The sequence below is a fragment of the Staphylospora marina genome (assembly GCF_003856495.1).
Taxonomy (GTDB): Bacteria; Bacillota; Bacilli; order Thermoactinomycetales; family Thermoactinomycetaceae; genus Staphylospora; species Staphylospora marina.
The window spans coordinates 2,109,547-2,135,838 of the sequence record NZ_CP034118.1; the positions used below are offsets into that span (position 1 = coordinate 2,109,547).

Genomic DNA, 26,292 nt, shown 5'->3' on the forward strand with positions numbered 1-26,292 from the left:
TCCCCCGGACACCCGAACGCGACCGGGCGTCCCGATTTCCTCGCTCAAACAATCCGGTTGCGAAGCACTCCGATGCGTTCGATCTCCAGTTCAACGACATCCCCGGGCTCCAGCCAGCGGTGAACCTCCTGCCCCAGTTCCAGAATGCAACCGGTGCCCACCGTTCCCGAACCGATCACGTCGCCGGGCAACAATTCACAGTCCCTTGATGCCCGTTCGATCATCTGGGCGAAACTCCAGTAAAGATCCTTCATGTTGCCTCGAGACACTTCCGTTCCGTTGATGCGAGCCGTCATGGTCAGATCCCAATGTTCCCCCACCCTCCGGTCTTCCAGTTCATCGAGCGTCACGAGCCACGGTCCGAGAGACGTGGCGAAATCTTTTCCTTTTGCGGGCCCCAAACCGACCGCCATTTCCTTGCGCTGCTCATCACGGGCGCTCCAGTCGTTCATCACGGTGAATCCCGCGATGTGCTCCAGGGCGCGTTCACGCGGAATGTCCCGCCCCCGCTTGCCGATGACGCACGCGATTTCAAGTTCAAAATCAAGCCTGTCCGTGTATGAGGGCTTCTTCACCGGATCATCCGGTCCGAAGACCGAACGGTGATTGGAATAATAAAAAACCGGGATCTCGTACCACTCGGGAATCATCTGCAGACCCCGTCTCATCCGGGACGTTTTGACATGCTGCTCAAACGCGTAAAAATCCCGGATGCTGGACGGCAGCGGAAGCGGAGACAACAGCTTCGCTTCCTTCAGGGAAATGGCCACCGGTTCCCCTTCCACCGTCAACCGGTCGGGAGATTGGTTTTCCAACTCCTTCCTCGCCCGGGAAATCATGCGCCATTCTCCCTCTCCCCGCTCGAGCAGGGTCATCATGTCGGTCGCCGGCTCATGCGGAAATTCCATCCGTCCATGAACGACCAGCCATTTGGCCGCCAAACCGGCGTCCACCACCCAGTCGCCGGAAATCCATCCGAGACGTGCACCCGCCGGCCCCTGCGTCTGAATGTTGAGTTCATCCGATTTGACGGTATAGGTTGCAAGTTTCACTCCGATCCCCTCCCTGTTTCAAGAATATTCGGCGAGACCGGACAGTGGCAAGACAAAAAAAGCAGACCCCGCTTTTTCACAAGGTCTGCAAAACGGGAGCGCCGGCCGACAGCGTTTCCCTGACAATCCAGTCGGCGGCATTCTCCGCCTGGAGCGCGGAAAACCGCTCTCTCATTTCCTTCCGCTTGTAGCGGGGAGAGAAAAATTTGTTCACCTGGATCCGAACCGTGGACGGACGGGTGATCATCGCCACCCGGTGATGCAACAGATAGTGCTGGTTGGCCTCTTCCTGACCGGGAAACGCCTCGAAGAGCAACATCGGAAGCCGCTTGGCGATCGCTTCGCTGATGGTGAGCCCTCCCGGTTTCGTGACCAACAGGTCGGCCGCCGACATCCACAATGGAATGTCTTCCCTGTATCCTTCCAACCGGATCAACGGATCGGAAATTTTGTTCCTGAGCTTCCGGAGAAGAGCTTCGTTTTTTCCGGTCAGAACCGCCACCTGATATCCTTCCGGCCGGCTGAGCTCCTGCACCAGTTGCTCCATCGGTCCCATGCCGGTTCCTCCCCCCATCACCAGCACGACGGGAAGGTCCGGGATCAGCCCCAGTCGGCGCTTCGCCTCATCCCGGGAAACCTCCCGATAAAAAGAAGGATCGACGGGAATTCCCGTCTCCACCAGCCGGCAGCCCGTTTTCCAACGGACCTTTTCCAACCGATCCCTTTCGGGAAGCGCGCGGGGGACGCACAACACTTGCGGTGCACGTACCAACCAGATGGGATGCAATTCATAGTCGGTCAGCACTCCGACCGTCTTCACCGGTTCCTGATCCGTCGGACACATCAACAGGGAAAACGGATGGGTGGAAACGATCCGCGTGGGGCGGATGTCCCGGAACACTTGCCGCAACTTTTTGCGGATCGTCCATCCCATTTTTTCGATCACTTCACACGATGCATGGCGAATCAGTCGATGCTGATGAGTCCAGTCATACAGGCAGTGATAAAAAGCCGGAAATTTGTTCAACATCCCTGTGTAGCCCGATTGAAGCAAGGGGTGGAACGTCCCGGGAACCAGCTCCAGGAGATCAATCGTCTCCGCCACCTCGGCGGAACGGGCTCGAAAAGCTTTCTCCAATACCCTGGCCGCCGAATTGTGACCGGTCCCGAAGCCCATGGTCAACAGCAGGATCCGTTCGATCGTAACCCCCTCCTTCCTTGTCGGGTCCTGAATGCTACCCTCATTATACCCTGACCGCGGAAAGCCTTTTGCAAGAAACTGACAATCCACACCAAACCTTCATCCGGGATGGATGTCCGCTTCATGCCGGATTTACGTGGGGTCGGACCCCTGCCGGCGAGCCATCGTTTCCTGAGCCATCCGAACAAGTTCCCTGACCGTCGCACCTCCGATGACACCGCCGATTTTTCCTGCATCTTTCGCCCTGATTTGGCCGTTGTCCTCTTTTTTCAGAGGAATTTTGAGCATGCGGGCCACTTCCAGCCGGATCTCGTCCGGTTGGACCGCGGTCCCGAGCTCCCGGCTCATGACTTCAGCCTTGAACTTGTCCCATTCCCGTCGGGCTTCCGGTACGAGAAGCCGTCGCCTGCGGGAGCGTGCGGCCACGTCAACCACCTCCTTCAGAGGTAGTTTGCCGGGCATCACATGCAATATGTATCTTCGAGCCGGTCATACTATTTTACTCTTTTTTCCCGTGCAAAAAAAGAATCCCCCGCTCCGGGGCGGGGACACGGTCCCGTCAGCCCCGATCGGCGGGGGATGCCACTCATTTCAGGAAAACATGTCTGCCGATCCGGACGGTTTTGCGGTTTTTGGCCCGGTTGAACATCCACTTGGAAGTGGCAATTTCCGGATTGAAATAATAAACCGCACCGTGCGTGGGATCTTCTCCCGCCAACGCCCGACGGGCCGCTTCGTACGCCGTTTTGTTCGGCTTGAGTCGGATTTGCCCGTCATCCACCGCGGTGAAAGCCCCGTCCTGATAAATGACGCCACGGATCGAATTCGGAAAACCGGGGTTCTTGACCCGATTGAGCACCACGGCTGCCACGGCCACCTGTCCCCGGAAGGACTCCCCTCGAGCTTCCCCGTAAACGGCCCTGGCCAGCAGTTCCAAATCCGACCGGCGCACTCCCGACACAGCGGCGGACTTGCGTGAAGTCTTGGCGGCGGTCGCTTTTTTGACCGTCGCTTTGGCCGCGGAGCGGTTCATGTTCCGCGCACGGATGTCCGACCGCCGTGCGGGAGATTTCACCATGACAAACGCATGATCCGTGCCGGATTGCAACAACACATCATGAATGTATGGATGGTGAAATCTTTGTCCCGGATGGTTGTCCAATGCATGGAGGATCCGCCCACCCTGAGCCTGCGCGTTCAACACCTCGACCGGATCCGCCGGCGCTCCCTTTTTCGGCTGCGCCAAGGAACCCCGGGCTTCCGCCCATTCCGTCGCGGGAGTGATCACACAGACCGTCAACGCGGATACCAACAGCAAAAACACGGCTTGTCGCATAACCTTCATGAAAACCTCCTCATTGACCTGCCTCCGGGGTGAGCCCGGGTACGAACCGGGCAGCGGGAGCACATGCTTCACCCCGAGGGAAAGGTTTCTCCGTATCCGGGAGAAAAACCCGGAATCCGGACAGGTTATTACGGCAAAGCTCTTGGACATTATAAACATGCCCCGTACACCCCTCAATAGTAAACAAAAGGGTCCCAAACCATAAAATCCCTCAAAAAACACAAAAAAAGACGCAAACCCCGTCAGGTTTGCGTCTCTTTCACGACTCAGCCGCGTGCGGCCAGGTACCGCTTGTTGACTTCGTCCCAGTTGACCACGTTCCAGAACGCTTTCACGTAATCCGGACGTTTGTTTTGATACTTCAGATAGTAGGCATGCTCCCACACATCCAGACCGAGGATGGGGGTGACGCCTTCCATGAGCGGGCTGTCCTGGTTCGGGGTGCTGGTCACTTCCAGCTTGCCGCCCTTGACCACCAGCCATGCCCAACCGCTGCCGAACCGTTTCAGGGCAGCATCGGTGAACTTTTCCTTGAAAGCTTCAAAGCTGCCGAATGCTTCGTTGATGGCGGCCGCCAGTTCTCCGGTCGGCTCCCCGCCGCCGTTCGGGCTGAGGATTTGCCAGAACAGAGTGTGGTTGGCATGTCCGCCCCCGTTGTTGCGCACAGCGGTGCGAATGCCTTCCGGCAGCGCTTCGAGGTTGGAGATCAATTCTTCAACCGTTTTGCCACCCACATCATGACCTTCCAGTGCCGCATTCAGGTTGTTGACATAGGTTGCGTGATGGCGGCTGTGGTGGATTTCCATGGTCTGAGCATCGATATGCGGCTCGAGCGCGTTGTAAGCGTAAGGAAGCGAAGGCAGTTCGTACTTGGCCATGTCAGATCCCCTCCTGATATGTAAAAATCGGGGCAACCCCGCTTGAGAACATAAGGTTCCCGAAAAAGGCGCCCAATATTATTATGGAAAAACGGTCCGATTTAGTCAACAAATTGGTTTCAAAAGTCTGAATCAGGCGAAGAGCTCTTCCAGCTCCGTCACATCGCGGATGATCCGGTCCACCCCCAGCCGTTCAAACGTTTCGCGGGCACGTTCCCCCGTCAGTCCCGTGAGCGTGGCGACAAAACCGCATCCCATCGCTTTGGCGGCCAGATAGTCAGCCACCGAATCCCCCACCACCCACACGCTTTGTCCGTCCGCAAGCGGCAACGGATGATCGAGACACTCCCTGACGGACACGGACCGTCCCAGAAAGGCCCTCACGTACGTGAACGGATCGGGTTTGCCGAGCGGCGTCCGATCGGGGAACGACCGTTCCGCTTCCCGGACGTCGGTGGCGGTGGCCACATGCTCCGGATCGAAACATTCCCAGATCCCCAACGATTCCAGGGGGATGCGTGTCTCCGGCTCCGTTCGCCCCGTCCCGATCCCGACGGCGATGCCCTTCTCACGCAGCCGGGACAGCAAATCCCTGAGGCGTTGCGGTTCCGCCAACGGAGTTTCCCGGTGCAGGAACCCCTCCTTTCCGGGAGTCAGCGGCTCCCGGCCCTCCATTTGTCGATACAGAGCATCCCCGAGATACCACTCCTGAAAGAGGGACCGTCCGGCCTCCCAAAGCGGTCCGCTCGGTCCGAATCGGTCGGTTTCCACGCCGAACCATTCCTTGGCCAGCCGATTGAACCAATCGAGCAGGCCGTCGCGCTCCACATGTTCCGCTCCTTGGAACACGGAAAAAAATCCGGCGTAATCGGCTTGATGGGAACGTCCTTCTTCACCGGCCCATTCCCGGATTTCCCTCAAGCTTCGGGCATCCGCAAAACCCGTCAGGAAGCGCTTCACCTCCTGCGGTTCGGTGCGGAAGAGGCGCTTCAGATACAGGAACAGCTGGGCACCGGTCGCCAAAAACACCATGTCCCAGTTGGAGTTGACCCCCCGTTTCTTCAACCAGTCAAGCACCGCATCATCCCGAAAGACCACCTTCCGTACGGTGGTCATGTCCGAATCCGAATCACCCCGGACGGTCAATCCGTCCCGAAGTCCGAGAAACTTGTCGCCCGTCACAAGTTCCCGGGTGCTGAGCGCGGAAACGTCGAAACAACGCTCTTCACTGAGAAAAACCCCGTCCACGTCAAACAGGATCATTCGAACCATTGCGACTTCCACCTTGTGCTTTTTCGCTTTATTCTAATAAAGATATCCGTCCCGTTCAAGAGAGGACCTGGAACGGGATGTTTGTATAAATATCAAATGATCCGCAATGACTCCTTCCCAAATCTGTCGAACCCCGGTAAAATAAAAGGAGAGAAAAAATTTTCCATTTTCCGGAGTGTCGGAAAAAGGTGTTTTCTCTCATGATTGCCAAAGGGGAGTGTGACATGAACACCAAGTTCCGCCGGCTGTTCACCGTCTTCACGGCTGCTCTGCTCCTGCTTGCCGCCGCCTTCGGTCCGGTCGGGGCGAAGGAAGCCGACGCGGCTGCATTCGTCGATTACAAAATTGAAATCAACAAACGAACCAACAAACTGTACCTGTACAAAAACGGCAGCGTGGTCAAGGTATATCCCGTCGCCACCGGGCGTACGAGCAGTCTGACACCGGAAGGCACTTTTCCGATCGTGGTAAAGATCGTCAAACCGGGTTGGAAAGGCATTCCCGGCGGACATCCGAACAATCCGCTGGGAGAGCGTTGGAACGGTTTGAGCGTTCGCGGTGACAACGGACGCACGTACGGAATCCACGGAACCAACGACCCCTCGTCCATCGGAAAGCATGCGTCCAGCGGTTGCGTCCGCATGCACAACAACCATGTGATCGAACTGTACAACACGATCCACGAAGGAACCGCCGTTTGGATTCACAGCGGCACCAGCAACAACAAATGGCGGGGAGACAGCCGTGTGGGTCTGAAACCCGCTTCCGGGCAGGTCAAAATCACGGCTGACAATGTGAACGCCCGTACGGGTCCTTCCACCGGTTCGTTCGTCATCACCCAGCTTCGCAAGGGCACGGTCCTTCCGCTCATCGGAACCTCCGGTGACTGGTATCAGGTGCTCCTGTCCAACGGACGCAAAGCCTTTGTGCACAAGCCGCTCGCATCGACAAACACCGGATCCGCGCCGAACACCGGATCTCCGTCGTTCTCTTCGGCCAGCGGACAAGTGGTCATCTCCGTGAACCGCGCCAATGTCAGACAACAGCCGAGCCTCAGCTCCAAAGTGCTGTATGTCGCAAACAAGGGGACCAAGTTCACCCTGACCGGTGACAGCAAGGAATGGTTCCGGGTCCGCCTTTCCAACGGTTCCACGGCTTATCTGCATCACAGCGTGGCCCAAAAGGCCGGCTCCGGCAATTCCTCGTTCACCCCGGCCAGCGGAAAGGTGGCCATCTCCGTGAACCGCGCCAATGTCAGACAACAGCCGAGCCTCAGCTCCAAAGTGCTGTATGTCGCGACCAAAGGCACCACGTTCACCTTGACCGGCGACAGCAAGGAATGGTTCCGGGTCCGCCTTTCCAACGGTTCCACGGCTTATCTGCATCACAGCGTGGCCCGCAAAAAATGACCTTTGATGTCCTCCGATCCGACGCCTGCGCAAAAGAACCGGGCACGGATCGAACGGCTCGCGCATATGCGATCACATGCGAGAAAGACACCTTTCGGGTGTCTCTTTTTTTCGTTCAAGAATTCAAATTTCAGTAATAAAAGAGGCCCCCTGCTCCCCCGATTTTCCTGTATAGTAAAAACCGACAACCCCATAAAAGAGAGGTGAAACCCTGACGCCTGCCCGACCCGTCGGGTCCGCGCCAGGGGGTTGTTACGAACAAGTATCTGAAAATCGCGGTATTGAGCGTCGTTGCCGTGGCAGTCGCCGCTTTCGGATTTTTCTTCAGCAATGCGGGTGCCGCCGCCAATTACCAGGTGGAAGTGGACAAGAAAACCAACAGGCTGTACCTGTACAAAGACGGGAGTCTGGTGAAAGAATATCGGGTTGCCACCGGTCGCACCGAAGACCTCACTCCGGAAGGAACGTTCCCCATGGTGGTGAAGATCAACCTGCCCGGTTGGAAAGACATCCCCGGAGGAGATCCGCGCAATCCGCTCGGAGAAAAATGGATGGGTCTTACGGTGAACGGAGACAACGGTCGTACATACGGCATTCATGGCACGAACCAACCGAATTCGATCGGAACCCACGCTTCCAGCGGATGCATCCGCATGGGAGCGGAAGACCTGCGCGAACTGTACGGTACCATTCCGGAAGGAACCCCCGTCTGGATCCACAACGGCCGTCACACCGGCAAGTGGGAAGGGGACCCTTCCTTCGCGGTCCAGCCGATGAGCGGCAAGATCAAAGTGACCGTGAATCTGGCCAACCTCCGCACCGGTCCTTCACTCGGTGCCTTCATCATCACCCAGCTCAAGACCGGACACGTGCTGGAGGTCACCGGTCAAATCCAGGACTGGTACAGGGTGAATCACAACGGAAAAACCGGATTCATCCATCAGTCCACGGTTCAAAAAACGTCCGACCACGCGAACACGCCTCCGGCCGATTCGTTCAAACAGGCTTCCGGAATGATTGAAATCACGGCGTCGATCGCAAATGTTCGTTCCGATGCCTCTTTGAGCGCCCCGATCGTGCAGAAAGCTTCGAAAGGAACCAAACTGACCCTGACCGGGGAAAACTCCGAATGGTTCCGGGTCCGGCTGGCGACCGGGTACACCGCCTATGTCCACAAAACGGTGGCCCAATCGTTGAAAGCGGCTCCTCCCGCCACGAAAAAGGTGACCGTGTTCGTCAATCTGGCCAACATCCGTTCCGCTCCTTCCCAGTCGGCGACCATCATCATGCGCGTCGCGAAAGGGACCACCATTGAAAAAGTGGGAACCAACGGCGAATGGCACATTGTGAAACTTTCCGGAGGACGAACCGGATTCATTCACAACAGCGTGGCGAAGTGATATGATTCCTTTTGACAAAAACCCCGCTCCGATGTTGATCGGAACGGGGTTTTTGCCGATCCGACGATTCCTGAAACCGAGGTGATCCCCGATGCCTTCACACTGGCTTTTGATCCTGTTCGCCCTGATTGCCGGGATCGTTCTTCCCTTCCAATTCTCCGTCAATGCCCAGCTGAGAAATGCCGTCGGTTCTCCGCTGTCCGCATCGGCCATTTCTTTTCTGACGGGGACGATGGTCCTGGTTCTGGCGGTCGTGCTGACCCGGCAGCCCGTGCGACTGACTCCCGCCCTTCAGGCTCCCTCCTGGATCTGGACGGGAGGATTGCTCGGCGCATTTTACGTTTTTGCCACGGTGATCCTCATTCCCAAGCTGGGGGCCGGCACCACGGTTGCCCTGGTTCTCACCGGTCAGGTGATCGCTTCCCTGTTCATCGATCACTTCGGTCTGCTGCAGGTGCCGGTCCATTCCCTCACCCCGGGCCGGCTCGTCGGAGCGCTGCTGATCATCGCCGGCGTGATCCTTGTGCAGAAATCCTGAACAAAAAAACCCCCCGGATTCCGGGGGAAATTCCCTTTCACTTGATGGCCAGCATGCGATCAAGCGCCTTTTTGGACCAATGCTTCGTCTCTTCGTCCACTTCGATCACGTGGATCGGCGTACCGTCCAGAATGCTGTCCAGCGCCCACAGGAGATGCGGACGGTCGATCCGGTTCATCGTCAGGCACGGACACATGGTGGAGCTGAGCAAGACGATCATTTTGTCCGGATGCTCGTTGGCCAGACGTTGCACCAGATTGACTTCGGTGCCGATCGCCCATTTGCTTCCGGCCGGTGCCGCTTCGATCGTCTTGATGATGTATTCCGTCGAGCCGGAGTAGTCGGCATTTTGCACGACGTCAAAATTGCATTCCGGATGAACGAGAATGTTGATGTCCGGAATGCGTTCCCGCCAGCTCTTGATCTGTTCCTCCGTGAACTTCTGGTGCACCGAACAGTGCCCTTTCCACAAAATCATCCGCACCGCGCCCAAATCCCCGCGAATCTCCTCAAACTTTCCCGACTTCGGATCCCACACGACCATTTCTTCCAGCGGGATGCCCATGTCGTACGCCGTGTTCCGGCCAAGATGCTGGTCCGGCAGGAACAAAATGCGCTTTTTTTGGCTGAAGGCCCATTCCAGAACGCCACGGGCGTTGGAAGACGTGCAAGTGGTGCCTCCGTGCCGCCCCACAAATGCCTTGATCGCGGCAGAGGAGTTGACATAAGTCACCGGGATGATGGTGTCACCGAACCGTTCGGTCAGAATTTCCCAAGCTTCCTCCACTTCCTCGAGATCCGCCATGTCCGCCATGGAACAGCCCGCACGAAGATCGGGCAGGATCACCTGTTGGTGTTCTCCGGCCAAGGTGTCCGCCGTTTCGGCCATGAAGTGGACACCGCAAAAGACGATGTACCTGGCATCTTTCTGTTCCGCGCCCAAGCGGGCCAGTTTCAGGGAATCTCCCCGGAAATCCGCAAACCGGATGACATCGTCCCGCTGGTAGTGATGACCGAGAATCACCAGATCCTTGCCAAGCTTCCGTTTGGCTTCGAGGATTCGGCGATCCAGTTCTTCTCCCGACATGGTCCGGTATGCTTCCGGCAATTCACTGTCCACGTATTGCAGCAGTTCGTATGCCATCAGGCATCCCTCATTTCCTGTTCGAAATCCAAACTGATGTCCAGCGCGCGGGCGGAATGGGTGAGAAATCCGAGCGAAACCGCGTTCACTCCCGTCTCCGCCACTTCCCGCACGTTTTCCGGCGTGATCCCGCCGGACGCTTCCGTCCAAACCTTGCCGTCGATCAGCTTCACCGCTTCACGAAGCACATCGGGCGGCATGTTGTCCAGCAGAATCGCGTCCACGTCCAGCTCGAGGATTTGCTTCACCTGTTCGAGCGTGTCCGCTTCCACTTCAATCTGCACCATGTGCCCCACGCGCCGTCTCGCCAGTTCCACCGCTTTCTTCAGGCTTCCCGCCATCGCGATGTGATTGTCCTTGATCATCACGCCGTGACTCAGGCCGAACCGGTGATTCACTCCGCCCCCGATCCGGACCGCGTATTTTTCCAGCTGCCGGAGGCCCGGAGTGGTTTTGCGCGTGTCCAGAACCCGGCAATCCAACCCTTCCAGCTTTTTGACCACCTGCCGGGTCAACGTGGCGATTCCGGACATTCGCTGAAGCAGGTTGAGGGCCACGCGTTCACCGGTGAGGATCGGGCGGGTGCGTCCCTGTATGCGCGCAATCGGCGTTCCCCGGGTCACTTCGTCCCCTTCCTCCACCAGCCGCGTGAACCGGATTTCGGGATCCAGTTCCCGAAAGACCGCTTCGACCACCGGAAGTCCGGCGACCACGCCGTCCTGTTTGACGAGCAGCACGCAGGAAACCCGGTGCTCTTCGGGAACGAGCGCCTCCGTGGTCAGATCTCCCGCCCCGATATCCTCGTTCAAAACTTCACGAATGAAACGTTTCAGCTCAATGGGATTCATGGACTGTTCCCCTTTGAATCACATGATGTCGCATTTCCCATTCAGGAATGCTTTGCGGGAAATCCCCGCGATAGTGCCCGCCGCGGCTCTCTTCCCGCCACAAGGCCGAGTCGACGATCATTTGTGCAACTGTTAACATATTTTCACATTCCGGCATGCCTTCCCGGATCCGGGAACGAAGCTTGGCGAGCTTTTCCTTTCCGATTCGCAAACTTTCCCCGGATCGCACGATCCCCGCGTATTCCCACATGATGTCGCGGATTTCGTCCTTGATGCGTTCTTCATCTTGCTTATCATTGCACAAACCGGTCCAAAACACATCCCCGATTTCGGTCGATTGCACGGGCATTTCATTCAGGCATTCGGCCACCCGCCGGGCGAACACCGCGCCTTCCAGCAGCGAATTGCTCGCGAGGCGATTGGCACCGTGAACACCGGTGCATGCCACTTCTCCGCACGCAAACAAACCGGGAAGTGTCGTGCGACCGTGGTGATCCGTCCGGATGCCGCCCATGATGAAATGGGCCGCCGGAGTCACGGGAATCGGGTCGACGCCGGGTGTGATGCCGTGACGGACGCACTCCCGGTAAATGCCCGGAAAGCGCTCCCGAAAACGGTCCTTGAGCGGAGATGCATCCAGGAAAACGGTTCTTCCCTCGCTCATCTCCGTGAAGATCGCCCGGGAAACCACATCCCGCGGAGCGAGATCCTTCCATTCGTGATAGCGATGCATGAATGCCTCGCCGTGATCATTCACCAGGATCGCTCCCTCTCCGCGCACCGCTTCCGACACCAGAAACATCGGATTTTGGTCCACCGCGAGCGCAGTGGGATGAAACTGAACGAATTCCATATCGGTCAGCTGGACCCCCGCCCGGTAAGCCATGGCAAATCCGTCTCCCGTGGAGCCCCGGTCGTTGGTCGTGTACCGGTAAACCTGCCCGCTGCCGCCGGTCGCCAGCACCACTCCCTTGCGGGCCAGATACACCGCCGGTTCGGAACGGCCCTGATCAACGGCCACCACTCCCCGGCATGTGCCGTCTTTCACGATCAGGTCCGCAACCATTGTATGCGTCTTCATTTCGATATTTCCGTGGCTTTTGGCCCGCTCAAGCAGGGCTCCCGTGATTCCCGCGCCGGTCGCGTCCCCTTTGACGTGAAGAATGCGGGATACGGAATGCGAACCCTCTCGGGCGAGTGCCCACCCGTCACCGTTTCTGTCAAACCGGGTACCCCATTCGGCCAGCAGCCGAACGGTGGACGGAGCCATGTTGACCATGACTTCCGCGGAGACCGGATCGCACAGACCGACACCCGTCCGCAGAGTGTCCTGAAGATGTAGGCTTGGCGAATCATCTTTCCCCACGGCCGCCGCGATGCCGCCCTGGGCTCTCCAGGAGTTCCCGGACTCGCCGCCCGCTTTGGTCAAAACGATGACATGACCGGATTCTCCGAGTGAGAGTGCCGTCGTCAATCCGGCAATGCCGCTTCCCACCACTATGAAATCGGCCACTGTCCGGTTCATCGGATTCGATCCTTTCACGAAATCTTAACATTTTGCTTCAGTATTATTTTCTCAGGAAAGCCGGGAATGTCAACCTCAAATTTTTGGTCCCTGCCGATCATGGCCGCGCCCTCTCCCGCCGGCTCCGGATCCCCGCCTCTCTCCCGAGCCGAATCAGCGCCGGCGATGTAACGGAAATTTGAACAGCATGTCGTCAAATCGGACGTTTGATTCGCTATAATGGAGAGAAGAGTGCGTACGAACCGATTTGCCCGCGTCGGATGAAAATCCCGGCATTCCGTCGTGCCTTGCCGGAGCCCTTTTGCTTCTCCGGACCCGGTTCCGGAAAAGAAGCGCACCCGGTGCAAGAGATCGGCGGAGGAAGGGATTCTTCAACCGTCTTGAGGGCGCATGAACATATGGAGGATCTGTCATGAAAGCCATCTATCTCGATTACGGAGCGACCAGCCCGGTCAGGCCCGAGGCACTGGAAGCCATGATGCCGTTTCTCACTTCGGAGTTCGGAAACTCCGGCAGCATTCACGACTTCGGTCAGCGCAGCCGGGAAGCGATCGAACGTGCGAGACGCATGATCATGGAAGCCGTCGGAGCCTCCTCGCCCCGTGAAATCATCTTCACGGGAAGCGGAACCGAATCAAATAATCTGGCCATTCTGGGAGCCGCCCGCAAACGGAAACACCTCGGCAACCGGATCATCACCACCCCCGTGGAGCATCCTTCCGTGCTGGAAGCCTGCCGGCAACTGGAGCGGGAAGGATTTGAACTGGTGTTGCTTCCGGTGGATGAAACGGGACGCGTGAAACCGCAAGACGTCCGCGATGCACTCGATGACAGGACCGTGCTCGTTTCCGTGATGGCCGCCAACAATGAAGTCGGCACCATCCAGCCCATCCGCGAAATCGCCGATGTGCTCAAAGGCTCATCCGCATTGTTTCACACCGATGCGGTCCAATACTTCGGCAAGCTTCCCACCGATGTGAAGGAACTGGGCGTGGACCTCATGTCGATCGGCAGTCACAAAGTTTCCGGTCCCAAAGGAGCCGGCGCCCTGTATGTTCGAAAAGGGGTTCGCCTGGAGCCGATCATGTTCGGGGGCGGTCAGGAACGCGGGCTGCGGCCGGCCACGCTCAACACCCCGGCCATCGTCGGTTTCGGCACGGCGGCATGGCTGGCCGCCCGTGAAGCGGAAAGCGAACATGTCCGCCTTTCCGCGCTCAGAGACAAATGTTTCCGGCGAATCCGGGAGGAAATCGGCGGGGTGGAATTGAACGGACATCCCACGGAGCGTCTGCCCGGCAATTTGAATCTCAGCTTCCACCGCGTGGAGGGACAAGCCATTTTGCTCGAGCTGAACCGGAAAAAGATTTACGTCTCCAGCGGTTCAGCTTGCAGCGCGGGCAAACACGCCGCTTCCCATGTGCTGACGGCCATGGGCAAGGATCCCGAAACCGCTTGGCAGAGCCTGCGTGTCACCTTCGGAAGGGAAACAACGGAAGAAGACGTGAACCGTTTCGTGGATGAACTCAAAGAAGTGCTTCGCTATCTCCGTTCCCTGATCGGACATCCATCCTGACATCATGGAGGGTCGCCCCTTGCGCAGATTCCTGACAATCGGACTCAAGTTCCTGTCGGGTCTATTGATGGCCACTGTCCTCTGGATCGGATTCATCGCGCTGCAGCAAATCAATTACTCCCAACCTGACCAGGTGTATCTGATGGGCACCACGCTCTCGCTCGGCTATGTGTTTCTCTTTCTCTGCCTGGTGGTGTTTTTCATCTTCACTTTCTTCAAGCACCGGAACAATCCAGGGATCCTGAAGAGCCGCTTTTTGCTGTTCAGCGCGTTTTACCTTGTGGGAGCGCCGCTGGTGCTTCTCGCGTTCGACAATTATCTGCTCGTGACGCCGAAAGGAATGGCGTACAATCCGTTCTTCCACGTGGAAGACATGAAGGTGACCCGGTGGCGGGACATTGAAGAGGTGACGCTCGACTATCAGGAAAAACGGTTGCCGGTCAAAAGCGCATCCGACGTCCGGCTCCGCTACATCATCCAGTTCCGGGACGGTCCGGTGGTGGATCTGAACCACTACAATTCGCCCCTTTATACCGCGGAACAATTTCTGACCATTCACCGGACCATCCTGAAACACGGGGTGCCGGTGAACATCGCCCGCTCCCTCCCCGACACCGTGGAAACATCGTCGTTCATCTACCGGATGTTTTATTATCAACCGTAACTCAAACCGAAGACCCCTGGTCCCCGGAAGGGAACACAGGGGTCTTCGCTTCGGAAACAGGGACTCGTCCGTACTTTCCAAATGTCAAATCATCGAGCCTCGCCGCGCCTCACCGGGCCAGCTCGTAAATCGCCTGGGCGTAAATGGCGGTGGCTTTCAGCAGATCGTTGACTTCGATGAACTCATCTTTCTGATGAGCCGTCTCTTCTTTTCCGGGGAACAGCGGTCCGAACGCCACGCCGACATCCAGCGTGCGCGCGTAGGTTCCGCCTCCGATGGACAGCAGCCGCGCTTTTTCCCCGGTTTGTTCCTCGTATACCCGGGAGAGCGTTTGAATCAACGGATGGGACGGTTCCAGGTAATGAAGCGGTTTGTGATCCACATCCCCGATGGACAAGCCGATTTCCGCGATGATCTCTTCCACCCGTTTCAGGATTTTTTGGTGATCCCCCGTCAGCGGATAACGGATGTTGAGTCGCACAAACCGCTCGCCTCCGCGTTCGTAGCCGAACACGCCGCCGTTGACGGTCAGCTTGCCCAGCACTTCTTCTTCCATCGCCAGCCCCATTTTTTCCCCGAAGAAGCTGTCCACGAGATACCGGTTGATCCAGTCAACCCAGGCCGTGCCTTCCTTGTCGAGGGAGATGCCGGAAAGAAACCGGACCAGCTCCAGGGCGGCGTTCACCCCTTTGTGGGGTTCCATACCGTGATGTGCTTTGCCGCGGAACACGATGATCACGTCGTCATTGGATTCCTCGGCATATCCCTGGATCCGGTGCGTCAGAAGCCAATCCTGCACCTTCTCCTTGAGCTCGAACACGTCCCCGCTTCCTTCCAGCCTGGCTTCCGCAAAATCCGGCACCATATTCACCCGTTGTCCGGCTTTGAACGAAAGCAGCGTCCATTCACCGGTCGAATCATCGCTCACGTTTCGGTCGGTGCCGGTCGCCAAAATGTCCAGCAGGCCTTTTTCCGCATAGATGAGCGGAAAGTCCGCATCCGGAGTGAATCCCGCCGACGGCATCTCTTCATGTTTGAAATAATGGTTCATGCAGCGCCACCGGGATTCTTCGTCGGCACCGAGAATCAGGCGGACTCTTTTGGAGAGGGGCAGTCCGAGTTCCTTCACGATCTTCATGGCGAAATAGGCCGCCATGGCCGGTCCCTTGTCGTCGATCGCTCCACGCGCGAACAATTTGCCGTCACGGATCTCCGGCTCAAACGGCGGAGAAGTCCATCCCTCTCCCGCCGGCACCACGTCGACATGCGCCAGCACGCCGACCAGCTCGTCCCCCGTTCCCATCTCCACATGGCCGGCATAGCCGTCAACGTTTTTCACGCCGAAACCGTCCCGTTTCCCGAGGTCAAGCATGTATTCCAACGCTTCGGCCACTTTCCGGCCGAACGGGGCTCCCGGACCGGCCGTGCTTTCGTCCAGCACACTGTCGATCGCAAGGAACTCTTTCAGCCGCTCCAACATCTCCTCCTTTCTCTTCATCACTTCCCCTTGCCAGTCGATGGCCGTCAATCGGCGTCCTCCTTCTCTGCCCACACCCGGTGAGAATGCGCCGGTTCCCATATGTACCCCTCCTTGTACGACGGTGGAATCTCCCTGTTCATCACCGAAAGCCCTTTCATCCGGAGGACTGTCGCGCTCTCCGGACAAAAGGGCTGGATTCCGGAAGGTTTGCCCGATCCGACATGCATCCGGAATGATGAAACCAAGATCTACTATAACACGGCTTCTTTCAGGCATGAAAGACCTGCCGGTCCGTATTTCCGGTACCATGGGAAACGACTTTTTTCCGGAGTCACCGGTGTGGAAAATGGTGTCAGAATCAGTATGTGCAAGAAAACGGAAATGATGACGAACGAAAAAAGACCCGGCTTTGTCCGCACCGGGCGGAAACCGGGTCTTTTTTCGTTCAGTTTTCGAGCACTTTGAGCGCCAGGTAAAACACGAATCCCATCAGGGCGGTGCCCGGCAAGGTCAACACCCAGGCATAGATGATCTTGGTGGCCACGCTCCAGCGAACGCTGCGAATGCGCTCGGCCGCACCCACCCCGATGATCGAACCCGTGATCGTGTGCGTGGTGGAGACGGGGATGCCGATTTTGGCAACGGCCGCCAGGAGAAGGCCCGCCCCCGTCTCCGCGGAAAAACCTTGCGGCGTTTCGAGCCGGCTGAGTCTGGAACCGATGGTGTGGATGATTTTTCGACCGCCCATGGCCGTTCCCAAGCCCATGGCCACGCCGGCCGAAATTTTCACCCAAGCAGGCACGTCCATTTCCGTTTGGTAACCGGAGGCAACCAGAGCCATCACAATGATTCCCATCGCTTTCTGCGCGTCGGCTGCACCGTGGGAAAATGCCATGAATCCCGAAGAAAGGATTTGCAGCGGACGGAAAATCCGCTTCACTTTGGAGCGCGGGGTATCACTGAACAAGAAACGAATCAATTTGATGAGTCCTGCTCCCGCAAGCGCTCCGAGCACGGGCGAAATCAAGAGAGCCACGAGAATCATGATCAGCCCTTCCGCTTTCAACACGGCCGGACCCTTGTACGCCATCACGGAACCCACCAGGCTGCCGATCAGCGCATGGGATGAGCTGGTGGGAAGCCCCAACATCACGGTGATGATGTTCCACACGATCACGGCCAAAAGCGCCGAAATCAACACGATCATGGTAATGTTCGTCGGATCGACGATGTCTTTTCCGATGGTTTTGGCCACCGCTTCGGAAAAAAACGCCCCGGCCAGGTTGAGCACCGCCGCCATCAAAATGGCCGTCCAAGGGGACAGGGTGCGCGTTCCCACCACCGTTGCAATCGCATTGGCCGTATCATGCCATCCGTTCGTGAAGTCGAAGATCAGGGCAAGCACGATCACGGCCACCAGCAGCCAAAACGGATCAAGCATATTTCATTACCACGCTTTCCATGACGTCCATGACGTCTTCGAACCTGTCGATCACACTCTCCAGTTTCTCGTAAATCTCTTTCATCCGGATCAGATCGATCGGATCCGTTTTCTCCTCGAAAAGTTTGCCGATCGCTTCGCGGGTGAGCTTGTCTCCCTCGCTCTCCAGGCGCTGGATTTCCATGGATGCCTTGCGAACGGCTTCATAATCCCGTTTCTCCAGCGCAAAGAACGCGTCTTGCAGATTCTTGGCGGCTTCCTTCAGCAATTCGGCATACTTCACGAAACGCGGGTTGGATTGCTCCACGTGCAGATAGACAAACCGTGCCGCGCAAGCTTCGATGCCGTCCAGCACGTCGTCAAGGTTGAACACCAGTTTGAGAAAATCTTCGTGATCCAGCGGTGTGACAAACGTTTTGTTCAGCTCCTGGATCAACTGGTGCGTGAATTCGTCGCCTTTGGTTTCCAGATCCTTGATTCGTTCGGCAAAGGTCACCTTGTCGGAAAGGGTTTCCATGTTTTCGCGGAAAAGCTCGGCCGCTTCGGCGATGTTTCCGACGATGTCCTGCATCATCTGGAAAAACAGACGGTCCTTCGAACGGTTGAACAGCACTGTGGGAACCTCCCGTCTTCCGATTGTTCACCTTACTTTAACCAAAAATTATGTTAGGTATAAAAAAGCGCGTTGAAAACCGGTTCAACGCACTTTTTACGAAGTGTTAAGCACATCTTTACAAATTCTTTACACTCCGGAATCACGGCCTGAGTTCACCGGTCACCATCAGCCAGACGGCCGCGACACCGAATATCACGATGATCAGCGCGGGACCCCAATCCCAGCCGGTCAAGATCCGGAGGCCGGATGCGCGTCGCACCCACGCGTACAACACCAGGCCTGCCAGATACAGGGCCGCCACCATCAGCACATACTCCAAACCGGCGGCATAGAGGAGCCACACCGCATACAACGTGGCCACCATCCCGATCAATAGATCCTTGCCGCGGCTCTCCCCGTCGGAATAGGTTTCACCGGTCCGCACAAGTTTGAGCTGATACAGGGATGCCAAAAGGTACGGCAGCAAAATGGCGACACTGGCCATCGAATAAACAAATTGGTACGTGCTTTCTTGGAAAAAGACGATCAAGACGAACAGCTGCGTGATCCCGTTGGTCCACCACAGCGAGACCACCGGAGTGCCTCGCCGGTTTTCCCGGGTGAACGTCCGGGGAAACATTCCGTCCTTGGCCGCCACGTACGGAATCTCAATGGCCAGCAACGTCCAGCTGAGCATGGCGCCGGCGATCGATGTGATCAAACCGAGATTGATGAGGGCCGCACCCCAGGGCCCCACCGCATGCTCCAGCACGAAAGCCATGGACGGCTCGTCCAAGGCAGCCAATTCTTCCCGGCTGAGCATGCCCATCGACAACACGGAAATCAGCATGTACACGAGAAGTGTTCCGAGCAGGCCGAACACGGTGGCCTTTCCGACGTCCCTCACCCGTTTCGCCCGTCCGGACAGGACCACGGCCCCTTCAATCCCGACAAAGGTCCACAGGGTGACCAGCATGACATCTTTCACCTGGGACAAAACGGCACTCCAGTCAAAGGAACCTCCCGTCCCCCAGAAGTCGCTGAAAAAAATGTCCCGCTTGAACGAAAACGCGAGGAAAACCACAAACACAAAAATGGGCAACAGTTTCGCCACGGTGGTGATCAGTCCCACCACGGCCGCTTCTCTCACACCGCGCAAAATGAGCAAATGATAAATCCAGACAAACACGGACCCGGCCATCAACCAGGCAAAGCCCTTCGTCTCGCCGAAAATCGGAACGAACCAGTTCAAGGTGCTCAAAAGCAGCACCACGAACGACACATTCCCCAGGATGGCGGAGATCCAGTATCCCCATGCGCTGCTGAAACCGATGAACGGTCCGAATCCGGCACGGGCATAACTGTAAATCCCGCCGGACAGCTCCTCCTTGCGGAGAGATAGATTTTGAAAGACCAGAGCAAGAGCAATCATGCCGACACCCGTGATCAGCCAGGCGACGAGCACGGCACCGCTTCCCGCAACGGCCATGTCTTTCGGCAAATTGAAGACGCCGCCGCCGATCATGCATCCGACCACGGCAGCCATCAGTGTCCAGAGCCCCAACTGTTTCCTGTCCACCCTGTTTCGTCCTTTCTGTCTCTGTTGATCGGTTATATGGAAATACAATCAGTTATCAATGATACTCTGTCTCGTTAGCAAGATAAAGAGGAAAGATTTGACAACACACAAAAAATAACGCCAAGTCACCGCTCAGGCAGTGACGTTGGCGCCCAAATAATTTCCTTCTATATGGAGATACAGCAGATTGAGATCGCTCAAAATGCTGGAAATGCGATTCAACTCTTCACTCAACCGTACAAAGTCCCGGTCATCCTCCGCCGTCTGCAACTGTTCAAACCGGTGCAAGTACTCGGTCTCCCAATCGCGGATTTTTTCCGGGATGGCGGCGAGCACTTCCTGGCACCCCAGTTCGAAGTCCTGCTGCTGGGATTCCGTCATCGACTCGTAATCGACATGAAGAAGGGGGCGAAGCACCCCCAACCTTTCATCGAAAACGAACTCATACGGTTTTCCGCTCAAGGCCGTTCACCGCTTTCCGCATTTCCGACGTCACCGGGCTCGACACGAATCACGTCTCCCCTGGACTGATAGTCCCGGAACATTTGCCTGAACAAGGATTCACTTTCGTGGCTTTTGGCGGCGTGGTCCAACATTTGTCCTTCTCCGCCCTTCCGTTCCCATTCCTTCCGGATTTCCCTGAATCCGTTCAACCACTCCCTGTTCAGCTGCGTTCCGATTTCCTTCCATCTCAAGTCGGCATAGCCGCCCAGCTGCTTCCAGCGGTGATCGATCCAGGATCCGATCTCTTTCCAGGCTTTGGCGTCGATTTTCCCCTGCGCTTTGATGAAATCGTTGGCTTCATCCAACCGGGTGTATTCCTGCCGTGCCTTTTCGACCATCATGGAATGTTGGCGATTGAGACGCCGTTCATCCATCCGGTGCGCCTCGACCAAACTGTTCAACGCGCGAATCGCCCAAGGTTGCCGGTAGTTTTTGAACCCGTTCCCCCGGTCGGCCAACGTCTTTTGCAAATCTTCCGGTTTCTCCACCGGCTGGAAGTTACCGCCGGTCACTTCGGCCAGTTGCTCAAGATCCTTGGAAGCCTGCTCGTCCGTGTCCAGCGCAATCACGTGGATGCCGGTGAGCGCTTTGCTGCGGTGCACTTCCCGCGCTGCGCGAACCGGATCTCCGCCGCAATTTTCATATCCGTCGCTGATGACGATCAGTTGGTTTTCCCAGGTTCCCGGTTCCCCTTGCGGCAGGCTTTTTCCCGCTTCCTGAATCGCAAGCGCAAGCGGTGTGTAACCGGTCGCTTTGATCGCATCCACCGCCGGCTTCACCTTGAGTGGATCCGGTTTTTCCGGCCCGTACACCGATTCGGTGACGCTGCAGGACAACTCTTTGTCCTCCGTCTTGTTGCTTCCCTTGTGTCCGAAAACGCGAACCTGAAGCGTTCCGGTGTCCGCGGGAATGCTTCTCGCCAGCTCATCGATGGCCTGTTTGGCCCACTCCATCTTCGTCTTGTCTCCCAGTTTGCCTCCCATGCTTCCGCTGGCGTCGAGCAGGATCACCACGTTCAGCTTTTTCGGCTCCGGTTGCTGCTGCTGATCACCGGCCTGCTTGGCTTCGGGCGGTTCCTGTTCGGGCGGCGGCTCCTTGGCCCCGTACGCCTTCCAGGCATTCAGCCTTTCCCGGTAATCCGGGTTTTTCATCGAGTCGAATGCGGACACGTCTTCCCGGTAATTTTCCCCCACCAACCCCAGGAGGTACGCATATGCCTTGTCTTCGGCGAGTCCTTTGGGCATCCGGGTCAAAGCATCCAGCACGCGGCTTCGGTCATAACGGTCTCCGGCATATTCTCCCCGGCCTTCGTCCCGCAGAATGTCGGACAGTTCAATATGAGGAGCGGGGCTCTTGGGTACATCCTGGCGCTTGGCTGACGTTCCTTCCGATTCGACACTTTCCGCCCGCTCTTCATCGGCCAGCTGATCGACGTTTTCGATGCGACTGCCCGTGGTTTCCTGAATTCTCTGCATCACGGACGCGCAACCGCCGGCGAAAAGCGGGACGCAAATCACCAGTGTCACCAGAACCCGGCTTGTCAGTCTGTTCATAGGACCTCCTTCCGAAACCGGAATTTCGGACAAGCACGGGGTCCGAACAGAGGACCCCGGTTTGCTTCTAGCTTACTCGAAACTCTTCCCGCTTGACAACCGCGCCATACGGGGTGCTTTCGACAAACTTGGCACAAATGTCGCGGCATTCCATGATTCCATGGTTCTTTCATCCGATGAGCGGTTTCTCTTCCGGATATCTGAAAGGTTGATGTCCCTGTTTTTGCGCGATTGCATAGGCAATGGTGACCGGGCCGAGACGTCCGACAAACATGCCGACAATGAGGATGATTTTCCCCAAAGGAGACAAAAGAGGCGTAAGCCCCATGGACAATCCGACGGTGCAAAAGGCCGATACGGTTTCAAACAGGGCGGTGAGCAAGTCCGCATGTTCCGTCACCGTCAGCAGCATGGTCATCAGGATCACCAAGGCACCGGCCATCACCGTCACCGTGAGCGCCTTGTACACCAAGTCGGCGGGAATCTGCCTTCTGAATGCCTGCACATGTTTCCGTCCCCGCAACATGGTCCAGACCGCCAACAGAATGATGGCCAGGGTGGTGGTTTTGATGCCTCCGCCCATCGAACCGGGAGACGCTCCCACAAACATCAGCATGACGGTGAAGAATTGAGTGGCTTCATTCATGCCGCCGACATCCAGCGTACTGAACCCTCCCGATCTGGGGGCGATCGCGTGGAACCCGGATGCGTACAGTTTTTCCCCGAAGGGGAGGGATCCCAACGTGGCCGGGTTTTCCCACTCCATCAGCAAAATCACCAGCATCCCGAGCGGAATGAGAATGGCGGTGACCGTCAGCACGATTTTCGAGTGCAGGCTGAGCATCCGGGTTTTATTCCAGTCGAAGAGTTCAAGGAGGACGATGAATCCGATTCCCCCCAAAATGATCAACACGCCGACCGTCAGATTGACGACCGGGTCGGCGGCGTAATGGGACAGGCTGACGAAAGGACCTTGCCGTTCCCCGAACAGATCAAACCCGGCGTTGGTAAACGCGGAAACCGTGTGAAAAAGGGCATAATACAATCCGTCCTTCCATCCCCATTCCGGGATGAACCGGCTGCTCAAAAGCACAAAACCGACGGCTTCGATCAACAGGGTCATGGAGATCACCATCACCATCAGGCGGACCACACCCTGCACATCCACTTTTTTGAACGATTCCTGAAGGATCAACCGTTCGCGAAATCCGATTTTCTTCCCGATCAAATAAGAAAAAAAGGTGGCGAATGTCATGAAGCCGAGGCCGCCGATTTGGATCAGGAAGAGGATGACCATTTCCCCGAACCTGTTGAACGTCGTTCCCGGATCGACCACCGCCAGACCCGTGACGCAAACCGCGCTGGTTGCCATGAACAAAGCATCGATGAACGGCAGAGCGGTTCCGCTTTCCGTGCTGATCGGCAAACTCAGCAGAACGGCACCCGCCAGGATGGTGACCGCAAAACCGATCACCAGCACCCGGGGAGGAGAAAGCTGCCTGAAAGATCTTGATTGATTCACCATGTTGAGGATTCACCCGATTTTCCCCTGCGTCCATTTGTGAAACGCATTTTGTTTCGATTATAATGGAGGCATGTCCGCACAACAAGCGAGACAAATCTGTGAGAGCAGGACGGGTTCACATGCAGAACAAACACATACGCGTCGTCGTGGGCATGTCCGGCGGCGTCGATTCGTCCGTCACCGCCTGGCTGCTCAAGGAACAAGGCTATGACGTCATCGGTCTGTTCATGAAAAACTGGGATGACACGGATGAATTCGGTCATTGCACCGCCGCGGAAGACTTCGAGGATGTCCGCCGCGTGTGCGCAAAGATCGGCATCCCTTATTACTCTGTCAATTTTGAACGGGAATATTACCGGAAGGTCTTCGAACACTTTCTGGATGAATACCGCAAAGGGAGAACTCCCAATCCCGACGTGCTGTGCAACCGGGAGATCAAATTCGGCGATTTTCTGAGGAAAGCGAAAAGCCTGGGAGCCGATTACATCGCCACGGGACATTATGCGCGGCTCGAAGAGCGGGACGGGGAAAAATGGTTGCTCCGCGGCGCCGATCCCAACAAGGACCAAACGTATTTCCTGTGGGCGGTTCCCCGTTCGCAGTTGCTCCAGGCCATGTTCCCCATCGGCCATTTGCACAAACGGGAAGTCCGGGAACTGGCCGCCTCGGCGGATCTGCCCACCGCCCGCAAGAAGGACAGCACCGGGATCTGCTTCATCGGCGAGCGCAATTTCCGGGAATTCCTGAGCCAATATCTTCCCGCCCAGCCCGGAGACATCCGGACGCTCTCCGGGGAATGGAAAGGGCGGCACCACGGGCTGATGTACTATACGCTCGGTCAGCGCCAGGGACTGGGGATCGGCGGAGGCGGTACCGGAGAGCCATGGTTCGTCGTTCGCAAGGATCTGGAGACCAACACCCTGTACGTAGCGCAGGGACATGATCACGAATCCCTTTATTCCCGGGCGCTCGATGCCAGCGACGCCAACTGGCTGCTCCCCGCTCCCCCGGAAGCGCCTTTCGAATGCACGGCCAAATTCCGCTACCGGCAACAGGATCAACCCGTGCGGGTCATTCCGGGCCCCGACCGCACCGTGCGGGTGGAATTCAAAGAGCCGCAACGGGCCGTCACTCCCGGTCAATCCGTCGTTTTTTACGACGGAGAGATCTGTCTGGGAGGAGCCGTCATTGACCGCACGTATTGACGCAACATCCGGCAGCCCCGGGACAACACCCGGAGGTTGCCGGATTTTTTCGTCCCGAATTTCGATGCTGAAATATTACCAAAAGAAAAACGGGACTTTAGCCCACTATTCAAAAATTGGCAAATCGAGTAGCATAAAAACGAGCTTTTCGGCATAAAAGGGGGATTCGCATTGAGAAATACATACAAACCAACCGGTTCCGATGCGGAAAAAGAAGAATGTTCCGCATTTGAACACGGTTTGGTCATCAAGCGCAAAGCCATCGGTTTCATCGGTGCCGGGGTGGCTTGTTCCGTACTGTCTTTCGGCGTATTCCTCCTGAATTCTCCCGGAAAAAGGGATCCCCATCTCACCGCATGGGGTCCGGCCGAGGCCCCGGGCAGTGAAACGGCGCTGCAGGAGCGATTCCGGCAATTCGGCAACAAAACGGTCCATGCCGAAAGGCAAGGTGAAACGATCGGGAGCACGCCCGACGAACCACTGCCTCTTCCTTCGGAACACGGGGGCGTGACCAAACCCGTTCCCGCACAGACCGAACCCCGAAATTGGCAATCGGCGACGGACAGCGAGCTCATCCGGTATTGGCTGTCTTCCGCCAAAGTATCCCCGACGGATGACTCGCGGGATTCCGACAGGCTGGCCGATTCCATGGTCTCCTATCGTCAGGTGCAAATCGCCGGTTATCGGATGGAAGCGGACGGAAATGTACGGATTCTGAATGAGGAGTTTCATCGGACCTTTCCGGCCAAAGCCCGTGCCAAGAACCCCGGAATTCGCGTGATTGCCTCCATTTTGACCCCTTCAGATGCCGACTGGTCGGATTTTATGTCAAATAAACAGAAAGTTCAATACTCAGCATTCGAAAATCTTGCTCAATTCGCTGAAAAACATGGTTTCCAAGGCCTCAACCTGGAGATTCCCCAACTGCAGGCGGACTCCCGGGATGAACTCGCCACGTTCGTGGAACAGCTGGCAGATGCCTTGCACAAAAAGGGAGTTCGACTTTCCGTCTCATTCAAGCCGCATTTGTTCCAGCTTGACGGGAACCCGGACCCCGATTCGGCAGCCGCCCTCAAGCGGATCGGTCAGGCCGCCGACGAAGTGACCTTGATTCAGGAGCGACCGGATCTGCAAAAACGGCCGGGCCCCATCTCCCCGCTTGCCTGGACCGAGCAGGTGATGAACCGCCTCACCACGCTGGTTCCGGCGCACAAAGCGTTTGCGGAATACAGGAAAGATGCCGCCCATTGGTCGAACAACACATTGGTCTCCCGCACCTTGAGCGATTTGCTGGAAATCCTCGAAGCTCTCACGGGCATTTCCCTTCGCGATGAAAACGGAGAACTTCACGCATCTTTCTCCATCGCCGGCTATCCCCAGGTCATCTATGCCCAGGATCTCCGCAGCATGAAGTACAAAATGAAGCAACTCCGGGAGAAACATGAAAAGCTGGGGGGAGTGTTCATCGAGTTGTCAAGCGATGACGAATCTTCGTGAGAAGAGCCAACCCATTCACAACCATGGATCGGCAACCCATGCCTTGATCATCGAGCGTTCTTCA

23 protein-coding genes are annotated in these 26,292 nt (G+C 56.9%); 7 read left to right on the plus strand and 16 right to left on the minus strand.

Annotated features, from left to right (window positions below; genetic code table 11):
- Window positions 1-44: 44 nt before the first annotated feature.
- From EG886_RS10430 to EG886_RS10455, 6 genes are all read right to left on the minus strand, one after another.
- The gene (locus EG886_RS10430; RefSeq protein WP_241154311.1) at window positions 45-1,052 is read right to left on the minus strand and encodes a fumarylacetoacetate hydrolase family protein; all 1,008 of its coding nucleotides are present in this window, start codon (window positions 1,050-1,052) and stop codon (window positions 45-47) included.
- A gap of 76 nt (window positions 1,053-1,128) precedes the next feature.
- The gene (locus tag EG886_RS10435) at window positions 1,129-2,190 is read right to left on the minus strand and encodes an MGDG synthase family glycosyltransferase (protein WP_164491793.1); all 1,062 of its coding nucleotides are present in this window, start codon (window positions 2,188-2,190) and stop codon (window positions 1,129-1,131) included.
- Window positions 2,191-2,385: 195 nt separating this feature from the next.
- Window positions 2,386-2,679: a small, acid-soluble spore protein, alpha/beta type gene (locus EG886_RS10440; RefSeq protein ID WP_241154312.1), complete on the minus strand. Its 294-nt coding sequence runs from the start codon at window positions 2,677-2,679 to the stop codon at window positions 2,386-2,388.
- Window positions 2,680-2,839: 160 nt separating this feature from the next.
- Complete coding sequence (locus tag EG886_RS10445; RefSeq protein WP_124728088.1) at window positions 2,840-3,598, minus strand: cell wall hydrolase; 759 nt, start codon at window positions 3,596-3,598, stop codon at window positions 2,840-2,842.
- Between the two features lie 266 nt (window positions 3,599-3,864).
- Entirely contained in the window at window positions 3,865-4,476 is a 612-nt protein-coding gene (locus EG886_RS10450; RefSeq protein WP_124728089.1) for a superoxide dismutase, read from the minus strand.
- A 132-nt stretch (window positions 4,477-4,608) separates the two neighbouring features.
- Window positions 4,609-5,748, minus strand: coding sequence for an HAD family hydrolase (locus EG886_RS10455; RefSeq protein WP_124728090.1), 1,140 nt, complete (start codon window positions 5,746-5,748; stop codon window positions 4,609-4,611).
- 224 nt (window positions 5,749-5,972) lie between these two features.
- Here EG886_RS10455 and EG886_RS10460 point away from each other — a divergent pair, with 224 nt between their 5' ends.
- The 3 genes from EG886_RS10460 to EG886_RS10470 all read left to right on the plus strand — a co-directional run bounded on the left by EG886_RS10460 (window position 5,973) and on the right by EG886_RS10470 (window position 9,095).
- Window positions 5,973-7,157 (plus strand): SH3 domain-containing protein, encoded by a 1,185-nt coding sequence (locus EG886_RS10460; RefSeq protein ID WP_124728091.1) that lies wholly within the window; start codon window positions 5,973-5,975, stop codon window positions 7,155-7,157.
- 296 nt (window positions 7,158-7,453) lie between these two features.
- Entirely contained in the window at window positions 7,454-8,557 is a 1,104-nt protein-coding gene (locus EG886_RS10465) for an SH3 domain-containing protein (RefSeq protein ID WP_124728092.1), read from the plus strand.
- A gap of 91 nt (window positions 8,558-8,648) precedes the next feature.
- Window positions 8,649-9,095 carry a DMT family transporter gene (locus tag EG886_RS10470; protein WP_124728093.1) on the plus strand — a complete coding sequence of 149 codons (447 nt, stop codon included), beginning with the start codon at window positions 8,649-8,651 and terminating at the stop codon, window positions 9,093-9,095.
- 37 nt (window positions 9,096-9,132) lie between these two features.
- Here EG886_RS10470 and nadA read toward each other — a convergent pair whose 3' ends face one another.
- Genes nadA through nadB form a run of 3 tightly spaced genes read right to left on the minus strand, consistent with a single transcriptional unit; the run spans window position 9,133 to window position 12,612 of the window.
- Complete coding sequence (gene nadA / locus EG886_RS10475) at window positions 9,133-10,242, minus strand: quinolinate synthase NadA (protein ID WP_124728759.1); 1,110 nt, start codon at window positions 10,240-10,242, stop codon at window positions 9,133-9,135.
- Window positions 10,239-11,087, minus strand: coding sequence for a carboxylating nicotinate-nucleotide diphosphorylase (gene nadC / locus EG886_RS10480; protein ID WP_124728094.1), 849 nt, complete (start codon window positions 11,085-11,087; stop codon window positions 10,239-10,241). The genes nadA and nadC overlap by 4 nt, the downstream gene beginning before the upstream one ends.
- On the minus strand, window positions 11,074-12,612 hold the full coding sequence (gene nadB / locus EG886_RS10485; RefSeq protein ID WP_124728095.1) for an L-aspartate oxidase: 1,539 nt from the start codon (window positions 12,610-12,612) through the stop codon (window positions 11,074-11,076). Before nadB ends, nadC begins: the two co-directional genes overlap by 14 nt.
- 412 nt (window positions 12,613-13,024) lie before the next feature.
- Between nadB and EG886_RS10490 the strand changes: the two genes are divergently transcribed.
- Window positions 13,025-14,185: a cysteine desulfurase family protein gene (locus EG886_RS10490; RefSeq protein ID WP_124728096.1), complete on the plus strand. Its 1,161-nt coding sequence runs from the start codon at window positions 13,025-13,027 to the stop codon at window positions 14,183-14,185.
- Window positions 14,186-14,204: 19 nt separating this feature from the next.
- Window positions 14,205-14,849, plus strand: a complete 645-nt coding sequence (locus EG886_RS10495) for a hypothetical protein (RefSeq protein WP_124728097.1) — start codon at window positions 14,205-14,207, stop codon at window positions 14,847-14,849.
- Between the two features lie 109 nt (window positions 14,850-14,958).
- Here the strand turns inward: EG886_RS10495 and pepV are convergent, their stop codons facing one another.
- The 7 genes from pepV to EG886_RS10530 all read right to left on the minus strand — a co-directional run bounded on the left by pepV (window position 14,959) and on the right by EG886_RS10530 (window position 23,526).
- Window positions 14,959-16,377, minus strand: a complete 1,419-nt coding sequence (pepV, locus tag EG886_RS10500; RefSeq protein ID WP_124728760.1) for a dipeptidase PepV — start codon at window positions 16,375-16,377, stop codon at window positions 14,959-14,961.
- 397 nt (window positions 16,378-16,774) lie between these two features.
- On the minus strand, window positions 16,775-17,770 hold the full coding sequence (locus EG886_RS10505; RefSeq protein WP_124728098.1) for an inorganic phosphate transporter: 996 nt from the start codon (window positions 17,768-17,770) through the stop codon (window positions 16,775-16,777).
- Window positions 17,763-18,383 carry a DUF47 domain-containing protein gene (locus EG886_RS10510; protein ID WP_124728099.1) on the minus strand — a complete coding sequence of 207 codons (621 nt, stop codon included), beginning with the start codon at window positions 18,381-18,383 and terminating at the stop codon, window positions 17,763-17,765. The genes EG886_RS10505 and EG886_RS10510 overlap by 8 nt, the downstream gene beginning before the upstream one ends.
- Before the next feature lie 142 nt (window positions 18,384-18,525).
- The gene (locus EG886_RS10515) at window positions 18,526-19,911 is read right to left on the minus strand and encodes a basic amino acid/polyamine antiporter (RefSeq protein WP_206425367.1); all 1,386 of its coding nucleotides are present in this window, start codon (window positions 19,909-19,911) and stop codon (window positions 18,526-18,528) included.
- Window positions 19,912-20,076: 165 nt separating this feature from the next.
- On the minus strand, window positions 20,077-20,406 hold the full coding sequence (locus EG886_RS10520; protein WP_124728101.1) for a hypothetical protein: 330 nt from the start codon (window positions 20,404-20,406) through the stop codon (window positions 20,077-20,079).
- Window positions 20,403-22,001, minus strand: coding sequence for a vWA domain-containing protein (locus EG886_RS10525; protein ID WP_124728102.1), 1,599 nt, complete (start codon window positions 21,999-22,001; stop codon window positions 20,403-20,405). Before EG886_RS10525 ends, EG886_RS10520 begins: the two co-directional genes overlap by 4 nt.
- A 169-nt stretch (window positions 22,002-22,170) precedes the next feature.
- Window positions 22,171-23,526: a TrkH family potassium uptake protein gene (locus tag EG886_RS10530; protein ID WP_124728103.1), complete on the minus strand. Its 1,356-nt coding sequence runs from the start codon at window positions 23,524-23,526 to the stop codon at window positions 22,171-22,173.
- Between the two features lie 119 nt (window positions 23,527-23,645).
- Here EG886_RS10530 and mnmA point away from each other — a divergent pair, with 119 nt between their 5' ends.
- Together mnmA and EG886_RS10540 are read left to right on the plus strand one after the other, a co-directional pair.
- Window positions 23,646-24,731, plus strand: coding sequence for a tRNA 2-thiouridine(34) synthase MnmA (mnmA, locus tag EG886_RS10535; RefSeq protein WP_124728104.1), 1,086 nt, complete (start codon window positions 23,646-23,648; stop codon window positions 24,729-24,731).
- A 171-nt stretch (window positions 24,732-24,902) separates the two neighbouring features.
- Window positions 24,903-26,228, plus strand: a complete 1,326-nt coding sequence (locus EG886_RS10540) for a glycosyl hydrolase family 18 protein (protein WP_124728105.1) — start codon at window positions 24,903-24,905, stop codon at window positions 26,226-26,228.
- The last annotated feature ends 64 nt before the right edge of the window (window positions 26,229-26,292 follow it).